This is a genomic window from Pseudomonas sp. UTLPPB19802, from assembly GCF_059730225.1.
Window position 1 is genome coordinate 7051106 of record NZ_AP048545.1, and the last position, 15254, is coordinate 7066359.

13 protein-coding genes are annotated in these 15254 nt (G+C 61.0%); 5 read left to right on the forward strand and 8 right to left on the reverse strand.

Going from position 1 to position 15254, the window contains the following annotated elements:
* Window positions 1–2 precede the first annotated feature (2 nt).
* The 3 genes from AC6I6U_RS31165 to AC6I6U_RS31175 all read right to left on the reverse strand — a co-directional run bounded on the left by AC6I6U_RS31165 (window position 3) and on the right by AC6I6U_RS31175 (window position 3388).
* The gene (locus AC6I6U_RS31165) at window positions 3–1097 is read right to left on the reverse strand and encodes an amino acid ABC transporter permease (protein ID WP_497879765.1); all 1095 of its coding nucleotides are present in this window, start codon (window positions 1095–1097) and stop codon (window positions 3–5) included.
* A 10-nt stretch (window positions 1098–1107) separates the two neighbouring features.
* Complete coding sequence (locus AC6I6U_RS31170) at window positions 1108–2289, reverse strand: amino acid ABC transporter permease (RefSeq protein WP_497879766.1); 1182 nt, start codon at window positions 2287–2289, stop codon at window positions 1108–1110.
* Window positions 2290–2356: 67 nt separating this feature from the next.
* Window positions 2357–3388 carry an amino acid ABC transporter substrate-binding protein gene (locus tag AC6I6U_RS31175; protein ID WP_497879767.1) on the reverse strand — a complete coding sequence of 344 codons (1032 nt, stop codon included), beginning with the start codon at window positions 3386–3388 and terminating at the stop codon, window positions 2357–2359.
* A gap of 468 nt (window positions 3389–3856) precedes the next feature.
* Between AC6I6U_RS31175 and AC6I6U_RS31180 the strand changes: the two genes are divergently transcribed.
* Complete coding sequence (locus AC6I6U_RS31180; protein WP_497879768.1) at window positions 3857–4513, forward strand: alpha/beta hydrolase; 657 nt, start codon at window positions 3857–3859, stop codon at window positions 4511–4513.
* A gap of 81 nt (window positions 4514–4594) precedes the next feature.
* Complete coding sequence (gene rhlB, locus AC6I6U_RS31185) at window positions 4595–6055, forward strand: ATP-dependent RNA helicase RhlB (RefSeq protein ID WP_497879769.1); 1461 nt, start codon at window positions 4595–4597, stop codon at window positions 6053–6055.
* A 116-nt stretch (window positions 6056–6171) separates the two neighbouring features.
* Here the strand turns inward: rhlB and moaE are convergent, their stop codons facing one another.
* The 5 genes from moaE to AC6I6U_RS31210 all read right to left on the reverse strand — a co-directional run bounded on the left by moaE (window position 6172) and on the right by AC6I6U_RS31210 (window position 10306).
* Window positions 6172–6621, reverse strand: a complete 450-nt coding sequence (moaE, locus tag AC6I6U_RS31190) for a molybdopterin synthase catalytic subunit MoaE (protein ID WP_497879770.1) — start codon at window positions 6619–6621, stop codon at window positions 6172–6174.
* A gap of 1 nt (window position 6622) precedes the next feature.
* A complete protein-coding gene (locus AC6I6U_RS31195) occupies window positions 6623–6868 on the reverse strand; it encodes a MoaD/ThiS family protein (protein ID WP_497879771.1) in 246 nt (81 codons plus the stop codon).
* Window positions 6865–7338 carry a cyclic pyranopterin monophosphate synthase MoaC gene (moaC, locus tag AC6I6U_RS31200; RefSeq protein ID WP_497879772.1) on the reverse strand — a complete coding sequence of 158 codons (474 nt, stop codon included), beginning with the start codon at window positions 7336–7338 and terminating at the stop codon, window positions 6865–6867. Before moaC ends, AC6I6U_RS31195 begins: the two co-directional genes overlap by 4 nt.
* Before the next feature lie 105 nt (window positions 7339–7443).
* A complete protein-coding gene (locus AC6I6U_RS31205; protein WP_497879773.1) occupies window positions 7444–8838 on the reverse strand; it encodes a PhoH family protein in 1395 nt (464 codons plus the stop codon).
* A gap of 343 nt (window positions 8839–9181) precedes the next feature.
* Window positions 9182–10306 (reverse strand): polysaccharide deacetylase family protein, encoded by a 1125-nt coding sequence (locus AC6I6U_RS31210; protein WP_497883145.1) that lies wholly within the window; start codon window positions 10304–10306, stop codon window positions 9182–9184.
* A 196-nt stretch (window positions 10307–10502) separates the two neighbouring features.
* Here AC6I6U_RS31210 and yaaA point away from each other — a divergent pair, with 196 nt between their 5' ends.
* The 3 genes from yaaA (at window position 10503) to alg8 (ending at window position 15218) form a co-directional block, all read left to right on the forward strand.
* The gene (yaaA, locus tag AC6I6U_RS31215; RefSeq protein WP_497879774.1) at window positions 10503–11282 is read left to right on the forward strand and encodes a peroxide stress protein YaaA; all 780 of its coding nucleotides are present in this window, start codon (window positions 10503–10505) and stop codon (window positions 11280–11282) included.
* Window positions 11283–12257: 975 nt separating this feature from the next.
* Window positions 12258–13574 (forward strand): nucleotide sugar dehydrogenase, encoded by a 1317-nt coding sequence (locus tag AC6I6U_RS31220; RefSeq protein ID WP_497879775.1) that lies wholly within the window; start codon window positions 12258–12260, stop codon window positions 13572–13574.
* A 162-nt stretch (window positions 13575–13736) separates the two neighbouring features.
* Window positions 13737–15218, forward strand: coding sequence for a mannuronan synthase (alg8, locus tag AC6I6U_RS31225; protein ID WP_497879776.1), 1482 nt, complete (start codon window positions 13737–13739; stop codon window positions 15216–15218).
* Window positions 15219–15254 lie beyond the last annotated feature (36 nt).

The window sequence follows — 15254 nt, forward strand, 5'->3', positions numbered from 1 at the left end:
TCCTAACGCTTGTGGCCTGTGTCCAGCTTGCGCTCCAGATGCATGGAGTAGCGGGACATACCAAAACAGAAAATCCAGAACACCAGGGCGGCGAACACGTAGCCCTCGGTAGCCATGCCCAACCATTTCGGGTCGGCGGCAGCCTGCTTGACGCTGTTGAGCAGGTCGAACAGGCCGATGATGATCACCAGGCTCGTATCCTTGAACAGTGCGATCAGCGTGTTGACGATGCCGGGAATCACCAGCTTCAGGGCCTGCGGCAGAATCACCAGGCCCATGCTGCGCCAGTAGCCCAGGCCCATCGCGGCAGCCGCTTCGTACTGCCCCTTCGGAATGGCCTGCAGGCCGCCACGCACCACTTCGGCCACGTAGGCCGACTGGAACATGATCACCCCGATCAGCGCCCGCAGCAGCTTGTCGAAGTTCATGCCTTCAGGCAGGAACAACGGCAGCATCACCGAGGACATGAACAGCACGGTGATCAGCGGCACGCCGCGCCAGAACTCGATGAAGGTCACGCAGACCACGCGGATCGCCGGCAGGTTGGAGCGTCGCCCCAATGCCAGCAGGATCCCCAGCGGCAAGGCGCCGGCGATACCGACGGTGGCGATCACCAGGGTCAGCATCAGGCCGCCCCACTGACTGGTCGCCACGGTTTCCAGGCCGAAGCCACCGTGCAGCAGGATGAAGGCGACGATCGGGAACACCACCAGGAAGCACAGGCCGTAGATCGCCTTGCGCGGGAAGCGCGAGATGAACAGCGGCGCCGCGCCGATGATCGCCAGCCACACCGTCGAATCGATGCGCCAGCGCAGTTCCTGCGGGTAATAGCCATACATGAACTGCCCGAAGCGCTGCTGGATGAACACCCAGCAGGCGCCGCTCTTGGTGCAGTCGGCACGGGTGGTACCGACCCAGTTGGCATCGAGAATCGCCCAATGCAGGATCGGCGGCACCACCAGGTAGATCAGGTAGAAGGCGAACAGGGTCAGCAGCGTGTTGAGCCAGCTGGAGAACATGTTGGCCCGGACCCAGGCGACCACGCCGATACTGCTGCTCGGCGGGGGCATGTCGGGTTTGAAAGTATGGGAACTCATGGGCGTTTCCTCACCGCTCGATCAGCGCAATGCGCTTGTTGTACCAGTTCATCAGCAGGGAAATGCTGATACTGATCGCCAGGTACACGCTCATGGTGATGGCAATGACCTCGATGGCCTGGCCGGTCTGGTTGAGCACCGTACCGGCAAACAGCGAGACCATTTCCGGATAACCGATACCCGCCGCCAGGGACGAGTTCTTCGCCAGGTTCAGGTACTGGCTGGTCAACGGCGGAATGATCACGCGCAGGGCTTGCGGGATGATCACCTTGCGCAGGGTCGGACCATTGCGCAGGCCCAGGGAGCGCGCCGCCTCGGTCTGGCCGTGGCTGACCGAGCGGATGCCGGAACGGACGATCTCGGCGATGAACGCCGCGGTGTACACGGTCAGGGCCAGGGTCAGCGCCAGCAGTTCGGGAATCAGTACCCAGCCGCCGACGAAGTTGAAGCCTTGCAGCTTGGGCATCTCCCAATGCACCGGAGCGCCGAAGAGCAGCGTGCAGAGCAGCGGGATGACGATGAAGAGGCCCAGACCGGCCCAGAACTTGTGGAACGGCACGCCGGTTTCCTCGAAGCGCCGATTGGCCCAGCGGGACATCAGGACGATCGCGACAATGGCCAGCACCACACTGGTCACGAACGGCCAGAAGCCTGGCGCGGCAACGGCTGCCGGCATGTTCAGGCCGCGACTGCTGACGAAGAAGGTATCGCCGATGTTATGGCTGTTGCGCGGGCCCGGCATGGTCAGGAATACCGCGAAATACCAGAACAGGATCTGCAGCAATGGCGGGATGTTGCGAAACACCTCGACATAGACGGTTGCCAGCTTGTTGATGATCCAGTTCGACGACAGGCGGGCGACGCCGATGATGAAACCCAGCACGGTCGCCAGGATCACGCCGATGAAGGTCACCAGCAGGGTATTGAGCAGGCCGATGACGAAGACGCGGGCGTAGCTGTCCGACTCGGTGTAGTCGATCAGATGCTGAGCGATACCGAAACCGGCGCTACGTTCGAGGAAACCGAAGCCCGAGGTGATACCCCGGTGTTGCAGGTTGGTCTGGGTGTTGTGAAACAGGTACCAGCCCAAGGCGATCACCGCGACAACCGTGATGACCTGGAATAACCACGCACGCACTCGCGGATCGCTGAGGCTGAGCCTCTGCTTTGGTGCGCCGACTTGATTTTGCATGAAATGCCCCAGAAAAAACGGAACAGGGAAGATCGCCCGGCGGTTGGCCCGCCGGGCGACAGGTCAATCAGCGCACAGGAGGTGCGTATTGAATACCGCCGTTGTTCCACAGGGCGTTCAGGCCACGGTCGATTTCCAGCGGAGTGCTCTTGCCGAGGTTCTTCTCGAAGATTTCGCCGTAGTTACCGACTTGCTTGACGATCTGCACAACCCAGTCCTTGCGCAGCTTGAGATCCTTGCCGTACTCACCGTCGCCACCCAGCAGGCGGGCAACGTCAGGGTTCTTGGTCGACTTGGCTTCAGCCTCGACGTTTTTCGAGGTGATACCGGCTTCCTCGGCATTGAGCAGGGCGTAGCCAACCCAACGCACGATGGCCAGCCACTCGTCGTCGCCGTTACGCACGACCGGGCCCAGGGGCTCCTTGGAAATGGTTTCCGGCAGGACCACGTAGTCCTTCGGCGCGGCCAGCTTGCTGCGCTGGGCGAACAGTTGGGACTTGTCCGAAGTCAGCACGTCGCAACGACCGGACTCCAGCGACTTGGCGCTTTCGTCGGAGGTGTCGAAGGTGATCGGGGTGTACTTCAGGCCGTTGGCGCGGAAGTAGTCGGACACGTTCAGCTCGGTGGTGGTACCGGCCTGAATGCAGATGGTCGCGCCATCCAGTTCCTTGGCACTCTTCACTCCCAGCTTGTTGTTGGCCAGGAAGCCCACGCCGTCGTAGTAGGTGATGAAACCAGGGAATTTCAGACCCATGCCCGCATCGCGGGAACTGGTCATGGTGGTGTTGCGCGAAAGGATGTCGATCTCGCCGGACTGCAGCGCAGTGAAGCGCTCCTTGGCGTTCAATTGGCTGAACTTGACCTTGGTCGCGTCGCCGAACACGGCGGCGGCAACGGCACGGCAGACGTCGGCGTCGATACCGATGATCTTGCCGCTGGCGTCAGGCACCGAGAAGCCTGGCAGACCGTCACTGACACCACACTGTACGAAACCCTTCTTCTGTACGGCATCGAGGGTCGCACCGGCTTGTGCAAAACCACTTACACCCAGAACGGCGGCGGCAGTCACGACTGCCAGGGTGGACTTCAACATCTTCATTCAAACCTCCAGTTGCTCTTGTTGTGTCGGAGCTAGAGCCTTGCCGCACCCTTATGAGGCGCTGTTGACCCGGGTTGGCTTATTTTTGGGTCAGCGGCAAAGGCCTTGAGCCATGAGTCTAGTTGGGGGTAAACCCCCGGTGGGCACTCATTGCTCACCAATCGGCCGAACGGCTTGCGCCCTGTGTTCGCAAAGCCTTTTGCGGCCATTGGCGAACATCAATCTGAATCCGTTACCCGGATTCGTGCTATCCCACTGCTGACGCTAGCCTGTTAGTGTTACCGCCAGCGGGTAAAGCACACACTCGGATCTCCCATAGCAAAGCCCGTACCACAGTGAGGGCTAAAGCGTTTCAGTGAGAGGTCAACTGGAAAACGTTCAAAGTTGCGACATCTTGTTAACAGATAAACCACATGTGCACTGCTATCACGCACTCAATCGGAGCGCACGCACGTTAATGGAGCAGATATGACCGACCCCCTGATCATCCACCCTGCCAAGCCAGCCGATGCCTGTGTCATCTGGCTTCACGGACTGGGCGCCGATCGCTACGACTTCCTGCCCGTGGCCGAGGCCTTGCAGGAGCGCCTGCCGAGTACCCGCTTCGTATTGCCCCAGGCACCGACCCGCGCCGTGACGATCAATGGCGGCTACGCCATGCCCAGTTGGTACGACATCCTGGCCATGAGCCCGGCGCGCTCTATCAGTCATGAAGAGCTCGAAACCTCCGCCAGCTCCGTCATCGCGCTGATCGAAGCCCAGCGGGCCGAGGGGATCGACCCCTCGCGAATCTTCCTCGCCGGCTTCTCCCAAGGTGGCGCAGTAGTCCTGCACACGGCCTTCCTGAGATGGCAGGGTGCACTGGGCGGCGTATTGGCCCTGTCCACCTATGCCCCCACCTTCAGCGACGAACTGCAGCTCTCGGCCAGCCAGCAGCGGATTCCGGCGTACTGCCTGCACGGCCACTACGACGAAGTGGTACAGAACGCCATGGGCCGCACCGCCTATGAGCATCTGAAGCGCAATGATGTCACCGTGACATGGCAGGAATACCCAATGGGCCATGAAGTGTTACCGGAGGAAATCCACGACATCGGCACCTGGCTGGCCGATCGTTTGCGCTGATCGCCGTAACGCACTACGCCGCGCCCGATTCTTGCATTACACTGGCCGGCGTACATTCCTTAACCAATTGATGAGACGACCGTGCTCAAAGCACTCAAAAAAATATTCGGTAAAAGCGAGGCTGAGCAGCTCGCAGCCGGCCCCGGCACCCCGACTCCCAGCCCGGAAAGCCGCCTGACCGGCCAGTCGTCGGAACGCGCCGAGCCCGCGGCAAAACCGAAAACCCAGCAGGCAGGCGTACCGGAACAGTCCGGCCAGCCACGGGCCGAGAAACCCAAGGCCGCGCAACCGCGCCGCGAACGGGCGCCGAAACCGAAACCGGTGCCGTGGAAACTCGAAGACTTCGTTGTCGAACCCCAGGAAGGCAAGACCCGCTTCCACGACTTCAAGCTCTCGCCCGAACTGATGCACGCCATCCAGGACCTCGGTTTCCCCTACTGCACGCCGATCCAGGCGCAGGTACTGGGCTACACCCTGGCCGGCAAGGACGCGATCGGTCGCGCCCAGACCGGTACCGGCAAGACCGCCGCCTTCCTGATCTCGACCATTACCCAACTGCTGCAGACGCCGCCACCGGCCGAGCGCTACATGGGTGAGCCGCGGGCCCTGATCATCGCGCCGACCCGCGAACTGGTGGTGCAGATCGCCAAGGACGCCGCCGACCTCACCAAGTACACCGGCCTCAACGTCATGCAGTTCGTCGGCGGCATGGACTTCGACAAACAGCTCAAGCAGCTCGAAGCCCGTCATTGCGACATTCTTGTCGCAACGCCAGGCCGCCTGCTGGACTTCAACCAGCGCGGCGAAGTGCACCTGGACATGGTCGAGGTGATGGTGCTGGACGAAGCCGACCGCATGCTCGACATGGGCTTCATTCCGCAGGTCCGCCAGATCATTCGCCAGACCCCGCCGAAAAGCGAACGCCAGACCCTGCTGTTCTCCGCAACCTTCACCGACGACGTGATGAACCTGGCCCGGCAATGGACCACGGACCCTGCGATCGTCGAGATCGAATCGCAGAACGTCGCCAACCAGAACGTCGAGCAGCATATCTATGCGGTGGCTTCCGCCGACAAGTACAAGCTGCTGTACAACCTGGTCAACGACAACGGCTGGGAACGGGTAATGGTCTTCGCCAATCGCAAGGACGAGGTGCGGCGTATCGAGGAGCGCCTGGTGCGTGACGGCGTGAATGCGGCGCAACTGTCCGGCGACGTGCCCCAGCACAAGCGTATCAAGACCCTGGAAGGTTTCCGCGAGGGCAAGATTCGCGTACTGGTGGCCACCGATGTTGCCGGTCGAGGCATCCATATCGACGGCATCAGCCACGTGATCAACTTCACGCTGCCGGAAGTGCCGGATGACTACGTGCACCGTATCGGCCGTACCGGTCGAGCCGGGGCCGACGGGGTGTCCATCAGCTTCGCCGGCGAAGACGACTCCTACCAGTTGCCATCGATCGAGGAACTGCTGGGGCGCAAGATCAGCTGCGAGATGCCGCCGACGGAACTGCTGCGGCCAGTGGTGCGCCAGCGGCCCTAGAAGCTTCGCGGGCAAGCCCTGCTCCTACAGGACGGTGAACTACGCGGATTCGCGTTCGACACAAATCTGTAGGAGCAAGGCTTGCCCGCGAAGAGGCCCTCACGATCAGCGAAAGGCTACTTCCAGCGCTCGGCCGCGACCTGGTCGCTGGCCCGCCCCTCGACCCAACGCGGGCCCTCGGCGGTGTTTTCCTTCTTCCAGAACGGTGCGCGGGTCTTCAGATAGTCCATGACGAAGTTGCAGGCGTCGAACGCCGCCTGACGATGGGCACTGGCAACCCCCACGAACACGATCGGCTCACCCGGCTCCAGCGCCCCGACCCGATGCAGTACCTCAAGCCGCAACAGCGCCCAGCGCTGCTCGGCCTCCTCGACAATCTTGCCCAGCGCCTTCTCGGTCATGCCCGGATAATGCTCGAGAAACATCCCGGCCACTTCCCGCCCGTCATTGAAATCACGCACATGGCCGACAAAGCTGACCACCGCACCAATGCCGACATTGGCCGCGTGCAACGCATTGACCTCGGCCCCCGGATCGAAGGCCCCGGCCTGGATACGAACTGCCATCTCAGCCCCCGGTCACTGTCGGAAAAAACGCCACTTCATCGCCATCGACCAAAGGCTCGGCCAACCCGCAAAGTTCCTGGTTGCGCGCGCACATCAGGCTCTGTTCCGCCAAGACCTGCCAGGCCTCGCCACGCTGCAGCAAGTGCTGGCGCAACTGTTCGATATCGGCGAAATCACCCTCGACCGGCTCGGCATCCACACCCAGCACCTCGCGATAACGGGCAAAAAACTGCACGTCGAGCTTCATGAGGCGTCCGCCTGGTAGTGACCACTCTTGCCACCGAACTTCTCCAGCAGCCGCACGTTCTCGATGGTCATGCCGCGATCGACCGCCTTGCACATGTCATAGATCGTCAACGCCGCGACGCTTGCCGCCGTCAGCGCCTCCATTTCCACCCCGGTCTGGCCGGACAGCTTGCAGCGCGCGACGATACGCACCGCGTCCTCGCCCTCGGCGCTCAACTCTACCTTGACGCCGGTCAGCATCAGCGGATGGCAAAGCGGAATCAGGTCGGAAGTCTTTTTCGCTGCCTGGATACCGGCAATCCGCGCCACGGCGAACACATCGCCCTTCGGGTGGCCGCCAGTGACGATCATTTGCAGGGTCTGCGGCAACATGCGCACCCGCGCTTCGGCCACCGCCTCGCGAAAGGTGACGGCCTTGTCGGTGACGTCGACCATATTGGCGCGACCTTGGGAATCGAGATGAGTCAGCACGGCGATACTCCGGATCAGGAGCACCGATTGTAAACCCGCGGGTCAGTTTTCCGCACGCCCAAGATGGGTAACGGACCGGGCGGCGCGAGGCCGCCCGGGTCGTGGTTACAGGTGGGATTCGGCGTATTCGGCCAGGATCGAACGCGGCACGCCTTGCAAGGTGATGTGCACGCCGTTCGGGAAGTCCTTGAAGCGTTCGGTCAGGTAGGTCAGCCCGGAACTGGTCGCGGACAGGTAAGGGGTATCGATCTGTGCCAGGTTGCCCAGGCACACCACTTTCGAACCGGCGCCGGCACGGGTGATGATGGTTTTCATCTGGTGCGGCGTGAGGTTCTGGCATTCATCGATCAGGATCAGGCTCTGCTGGAAGCTGCGCCCCCTGATGTAGTTGAGGGATTTGAACTGCAACGGCACCTTGCTGAGGATGTAGTCGACGCTGCCATGGGTGTTTTCGTCATCCATGTGCAAGGCTTCGAGGTTGTCGGTGATCGCCCCCAGCCAGGGCTCCATTTTCTCCGCCTCGGTGCCGGGCAGGAAACCGATTTCCTGGTCCAGGCCCTGTACGCTGCGGGTAGCGATGATGCGCCGGTAGCGCTTGCTGACCATGGTCTGCTCGATGGCAGCAGCCAGGGCCAGGATGGTCTTGCCGGAGCCGGCCGCACCGGTCAGGTTGACCAGGTGGATATCCGGATCGAGCAAGGCGTACAGCGCCAGGCTCTGGTAGATGTCGCGGGGTTTCAGGCCCCAGGCCTCCTGGTGCAGCAGCGGTTCCTGGTGCAGGTCGAGAATCAGCAGCACATCGGCGCGGATCTCCTTCACCCAGCCGACAAACCCCTGCTCGTCGATGATGAACTCGTTGACGTGCACGGCCGGCAGGTTATCGGTCATCTGTACCTGGTGCCAGGTGCGCCCGTGGTCCTGGCGCGTCTCGACCTTGCTGACCCGATCCCAGAAAGAGCCGGAAACGCTGTGGAAGCCCTTGGGCAGCAGGTCGACGTCGTCGACCAACTGGTCGGTGCTGTAGTCCTCGGCAGCGATCCCGCAGGCACGCGCCTTGAGGCGCATGTTGATGTCCTTGGTCACCAGCACCAGGCGCAGCCCCTTGTCACGCGCGTGCAGATCGACCAACTGGTTGATGATGATGTTGTCGTTGAGGTTTTCCGGCAGCAGCAGGTTGGGTTCGTTGCGCTTGCTCATCAGGATCGACAGCAAGCCCTTGGGACCGCTCTTGCCGCGCTGGATAGGCACGCCCTGCTCGACATCCTCGGGGCTGGCGTCGCCCAGGGTCTTGTCGATCAGGCGGATCGCCTGGCGGCATTCGGAGGCCACGCTGTGGTGGCCGCTCTTGAGCTTGTCGAGTTCCTCCAGGACCGTCATCGGGATGGCGACGTGATGTTCTTCGAAGTTCAGTAGCGCGTTCGGATCGTGGATCAGTACGTTGGTATCGAGCACGTAAAGGATTGGCTGGTTGGAAGAAGGAGTGCGTCCGTGATCATCCATACTCGGTCACCTTTGTGGGAGCCATTCGACGCGACGCCTGGACGGCATCGCGCCTCGAAGTGACCGCCGAATTCGCCTGGGAGGGGACAGGCGCTCCGTGCACAAGGTGGGGTCTTGGCAGACGCCACCTGTGTTGCAGGTTTCGGCGGTCTGACTCCGTAATACCGCAAAACCCGTGACAGGAAAAAGCACTTTGACGATTTTTTGAAGTTTATTTTTCAGAGTGACGAATAGCCCTTGGCGGACAGGCCGGACCCCGTTAAAGTCGAAAATCCGCCCGCCCTGAAATTCGTCGAAATTTCCTACATCCAAGCCTTACAAAGGACTTTTGGCTGCGTTTTGCCTAGCGAAACGCGTCCCTGCAGTCGCGCCAGCCCAAGCCGCTTTCGGCGGTCTGTCGGAGCAGCCAGGGCAATGCGCCCAGGGCCTTGTCCTGAGCGTCGTGAAACACCACCACGCCGCGTCGCCACAACAGCATCAGCGTCATCACCCGCTGGGCCGACTGCTCGGCGGTGAGCTTGCCGGTTGCATCGGCCGAGTCGATGTCCCACAAAACCACCTGCAACCCCTGCTTGCTGAAGAACGCCCCGCTGTCCGCCTGGCGCTGGCCATAAGGCGGGCGGAACAACGGCTGGTAGTTCTCCGGTAACACGCTCTGCGCCAGCGCGGCACTGCGCTGGACCGAATCCTGCCAGTCCTGCCAATGGCTGTGGGAGCGGTACTGCCAGCCCTCTATTCCCACGCACTGCTGTTTATAGAGATCGCGCACGGCCATGATCGAGCTCTTGTCGACCCGTGCCTGCAGTGCGCTGCCGAGGACAAAGAACAGACCACTCATTTTCTGTCGACGCAGGTACTCTGCCAACTCGTCGGTATTGCCCGCCGCCAGGCCAGGACCGCCATCAAAGGTCAGCAGGAACAGCCGATCATGGAAATCCTCGCCATTGCGTTCGGGCTCGCCGAACAGGGCGATCTCGCTGCTGGTTTGCGGAAACAGCGCGGCCATGCGCAGCAGTTCGTCCAGGTAGCGCTCATGAAACACCCGGCTCGGCTCGGCCCAGCGCACATAGAAAGAATCATCCGGCACGCGGAACTTGCCGGCCTGTTCACGCAGGCTGTCCATGTCCTCGACGTAGTAGCAGAACGAGGCATCCTGCTCGCAACTCTGCTGGGCGAAATTGTAGTTCTGCAGCAGGCGCAACCACAGGCGGGCACGCACCCGGTTGATCGATGCCATGTTGATCTGCTTGAGCCCCAGGCGCTGCCTGAGCGCCGGCTCGTCGGTCAGCTCGCTGACCAACAGCGCGTGGGCAAAAGTGAGGATTTCCGCCCGCGAGGCGACATCGAACAGCGCCGGACTGCTCAGTTGCTCGGGCCAGGTGCTGCGGTCCAGGGTGGCCACATCGTTCGGCGCCGCCGTGGCGCCCAGGCTGAGCAACAGGGCCGAACATAAAAGAAGAAAGCGCAAAAGGGATATCTCCATGACAGGAACCCGCGCGCACTATAGCCGATCTGGGCGCCTGAACCGCCCCGGTGGCGAGCGGGCTCGCCCGCGAAGACCAGCACATACCCAAAAACCTACCACCCGGCGACTATCAGCATCATAGGTGGAGCCAAACCGCCCAACCCCCTAGAATCCCCCGACGATTAAAGGAGACGACTTCATGCTGATGGTGATTTCCCCCGCCAAGACCCTCGATTTCGAAACACCACCGGTGACGAAACGCTACACCCAGCCACAATACCTCGACCATTCCCAGGAACTGATCGAACAACTGCGCCTGCTGAGCCCGGCGCAGATCAGCGAGTTGATGCACGTTTCCGACAAGATCGGCGGCCTCAACGCCGCGCGCTTCGGCAGCTGGACACCCGCCTTCACCCCGGAAAACGCCAAGCAGGCCCTGCTGGCCTTCAAGGGCGACGTCTACACCGGCCTCAACGCCGAGGGCTTCAATGACGCCGACTTCGACTTCGCCCAGAGCCACCTGCGCATGTTGTCCGGCCTCTATGGCCTGCTGCGCCCGCTGGACCTGATGCAGCCCTACCGCCTGGAAATGGGCACAAAGTTCGCCAATGGCCGGGGCAAGGACCTCTATGCATTCTGGGGCACCCGCATCAGCGAATGGCTCAATGAAGCCTTGGCCGCCCAAGGCGACGATGTGCTGCTGAACCTGGCTTCGAACGAATACTTCTCGGCGGTAAAACGTTCGGTACTGAATGCCCGCATCATCAATACCGAATTCCGCGACCAGAAGAACGGCCAGTACAAGATCATCAGCTTCTATGCGAAAAAGGCCCGCGGCATGATGGCTCGCTTCGTGATTCGCGAGCGCATCCAGAATCCGGAGCAATTGAAGACGTTCGACGAACAAGGCTACTACTTCAGCGCAGAACTCTCCAAACCGGACAATCTGGTGTTCCTCCGCGAGCACGCGCCGGAGTAATCGCTTCAAAGCATGACAGGGAGCAACAACACTCTCGCTGCGGGAGCGGGCGTGCCCGCGAAGGCGCCCGCGAGGCCACCAAAAGCTTCGCGGACGGCCCACCCCACAGACCAATCGCCAGCGGAAAAACGATCGCCGCCCCCTGGCGAGTTTTTCTGTTACTCTGCCCCACCTCGGTGCACTGCACGCAATGTGCGGAACCGCTGATGCCCCTCCCCTTGCCATCGTGCAACCGTCAAAAATCCATTTGTTTGACGCCAAGAAACCGACTGTAACAACAATGAAAATTCTTTCACTCGACTTTTTTCATTTTTTTTCGTAGTGGCACCAAAAAAATTTTCCCGTGATGGCACACAACCATCGCAGCATTTTTTAGCCCCGTATTCAAAGGGCGAAACGAGAAGTGCTATCAATATGAAAGCAGTGCCATCCCCGTCAATATTTCAAGAATTTTCAGAAAACAGGATGAGCGGACTGGAACTTATGTTCCTCGGCATTGCTCATACCACCCGTGACGACTCTCAACGATTTTGTAAGAGATGACTTACAGACAGGCCGGAGAACTTGTTTAAGTTTCAACCTTGAACTTGTAGAACAATCCAGCCAACCGAACTCAATAAACGGACAGGAGATACGCACCATTAATATCCCCTACAAGGCCAGGACGGCTAATCAGACAATACAGTTGTCAGACACTTGCAGGCTGGTGCCCCACAAGGCTCTGCCATGGGCATAAGCGGACTGCAAGCCTGCTGACCAGGACCGTCCCGGAGACGGCCGGCCATATCAAGGGGCACGCCCCTCATAACAAGGCCATATTGCGCACAACTTGAGTGCAATTATTTAGCCACTCGATATTTATATGCCTGCACTCGGTAGAGCGATCTCTTCCGGTCACACTTTCGAGTGCATCACGACTACTGGCTACATTAACTTCCGCCATTTGATGGCGTAATTAAGATAGAGGTAAATGCAATGCGCATTAGCATATTCGGTTTGGGTTACGTCGGTGCAGTCTGTGCCGGTTGCCTGTCTGCACGAGGCCATGATGTCGTTGGCGTTGATATCTCCAAGGACAAGATCGACCTGATCAACAACGGCAAGTCGCCGATTGTCGAGCCGGGCCTGGAAGCCCTGCTGGCCCAGGGTATTGCCAGCGGTCGACTGCGCGGCACCACCGATTTCGCCGAAGCGATCCGGGCCACCGATCTGTCGATGCTGTGCGTCGGTACGCCGAGCAAGAAAAACGGCGATCTGGAACTGAACTACATCGAATCGGTGTGCCGTGAAATCGGCTTTGTCCTGCGTGACAAGACCACCCGCCACACCATCGTCGTGCGCAGCACCGTGCTGCCGGGCACCGTGAAGAACGTGGTGATCCCGATTCTCGAAGACTGCTCGGGCAAGAAGGCCGGCGTCGACTTCGGCGTTGCCGTCAACCCCGAGTTCCTGCGCGAAAGCACCGCGATCAAGGACTACGACTACCCACCGATGACCGTCATCGGCGAACTCGACAGCGCTTCCGGCGATGTCCTGCAGGCCCTCTACGAAGAACTCGACGCACCGATCATCCGCAAGGACATCGAAGTGGCCGAGATGATCAAGTACACCTGCAACGTCTGGCACGCCACCAAGGTGACCTTCGCCAACGAGATCGGCAACATCGCCAAGGCCGTCGGTGTCGACGGGCGCGAAGTGATGGATGTGGTCTGCCAGGACAAGACCCTCAACCTGTCCCAGTACTACATGCGCCCAGGCTTCGCCTTCGGCGGTTCCTGCCTGCCCAAGGACGTCCGCGCCCTGACCTACCGCGCAGGCTCCCTGGACGTCGAATCGCCGCTGCTCAACTCGCTGATGCGCAGCAACGAGACCCAGGTGCAAAACGCCTTCGACATCGTCGCCAGCCATGACAAGCGCAAGGTCGCCCTGCTCGGCCTCAGCTTCAAGGCCGGCACCGACGACCTGCGCGAAAGCCCGCTGGTGGAACTGGCGGAAATGCTGATCGGCAAGGGCTTCGACCTGAGCATCTACGACAAGAACGTCGAGTACGCCCGCGTTCACGGGGCGAACAAGGACTACATCGAATCGAAGATTCCCCATGTATCGTCCCTGCTCAACGCCGACTTCGACGAAGTGATCGGCAACAGCGACGTGATCATCCTCGGCAACCGCGACGAGAAGTTCCGTGACCTGGCCGAGAACGCGCCACACGGCAAGCAGGTCATCGACCTGGTCGGCTTCATGTCCAAGCCGACCAGCCCCGAAGGCCGTGCCGAAGGGATCTGCTGGTAAACCCGCGGCAACCGCGACGCGGTTGATCGACAGGCCGGCCCCATGGGTTCCTCCCCTCCCCCTGGGGCCGGCCTGGCGATAGCGCTCGACAGAGCGCCTCGCCCCCAAGGATTGCTAACGCCCCCCCTCGGGCCCAGCCCGAGACACAGATGGATGCAGATTATGCACAGGCTGAAACATGGCCTCCTCCAGGCCGCCGGTTGGCTGTTCTACCTGACGTTGCTGATGGGCCTGGCCTCACTGCTGCCCACCTCGACCTTCGACGCCGAATCCAAGGACTTCATCTTCCTGATCGGTGCCGTGGGTATCTGGCGCTACTCCATGGGCGCCACCCATTTCGTGCGCGGGATGATTTTTCTCTACATCGTCTACCCGCACCTGCGGCGCAAACTGCGCAAGCTGGGCAAGGCCGCGGATCCGTCCCACGTGTTCCTGATGGTCACCAGTTTCCGCATCGACGCCCAGACCACTGCCCAGGTCTATCAATCGGTCATCCGCGAAGCCATCGACTGCGGCTTCCCCACCACCGTGGTCTGTTCGCTGGTGGAGATGTCCGATGAACTGCTGGTCAAGAGCCTCTGGGAGCGGATGAACCCTCCGGAGCGGGTCACCCTCGACTTCGTACGCATCGCCGGCACCGGCAAGCGTGACGGCCTGGCCTTCGGTTTCCGGGCGATCTCCCGCCACCTGCCGGATGAACGTGCGGTGGCCGCGGTGATCGATGGCGACACCGTGCTCAGCGAAGGCGTGGTGCGCCGCACCGTGCCCTGGTTCCAGCTGTTCGACAATGTCGGCGGCCTGACCACCAATGAGTTCTGCGAAGTGCGCGGCGGCTACATCATGAGCGAGTGGCACAAGCTGCGGTTCGCCCAACGCCACATCAACATGTGCTCCATGGCCCTGTCCAAGCGCGTGCTGACCATGACCGGGCGCATGTCGGTATTCCGCGCCAGCGTCGTCACCGATCCGGGCTTCATCGCCGACGTCGAGAACGACTCCCTGGAGCACTGGCGCCTGGGCCGCTTCAAGTTCCTCACCGGCGACGACAAATCCAGCTGGTTCAGCCTGATGCGCCTGGGCTACGACACCTTCTACGTGCCCGATGCAGCGATCCACACCGTGGAGCATCCGCCGGAGAAGAGTTTCATCAAGTCCAGCCGCAAGCTGATGTACCGCTGGTATGGCAACAACCTGCGCCAGAACTCGCGCGCCCTGGGCCTGGGTATCCGCCGCCTCGGCCTGTTCACCAGCGTGGTGCTGTTCGACCAGCGTGTGTCGATGTGGACCTCGCTGCTGGGCCTGACCGTGGCGCTGATCGCCAGCTTCAAGTACGGCATCGAGTTCGTCTTCGCCTACCTGCTGTGGATCGGTATCACCCGCCTGATCCTGACGATCCTGCTGGCCTGCTCGGGCCACAGCATCGGCCCGGCCTATCCGGTGATCCTCTATTACAACCAGATCGTCGGCGCGTTGATGAAGATCTACGTGTTCTTCCGCCTCGACCGTCAGTCCTGGACCCGCCAGGACACCAAATTGAGCCGCGACCTCGCCAGCTTTCAAGGTTGGTTCAACACCTGGTCGTCCCGGACCATGACCTTCTCCGCCGGCAGCATTTTCATCGCCGTGCTGATGACGATGGTCTGACCCGACTCGCCTGAATTAGCCAATGGAGCTTTAACT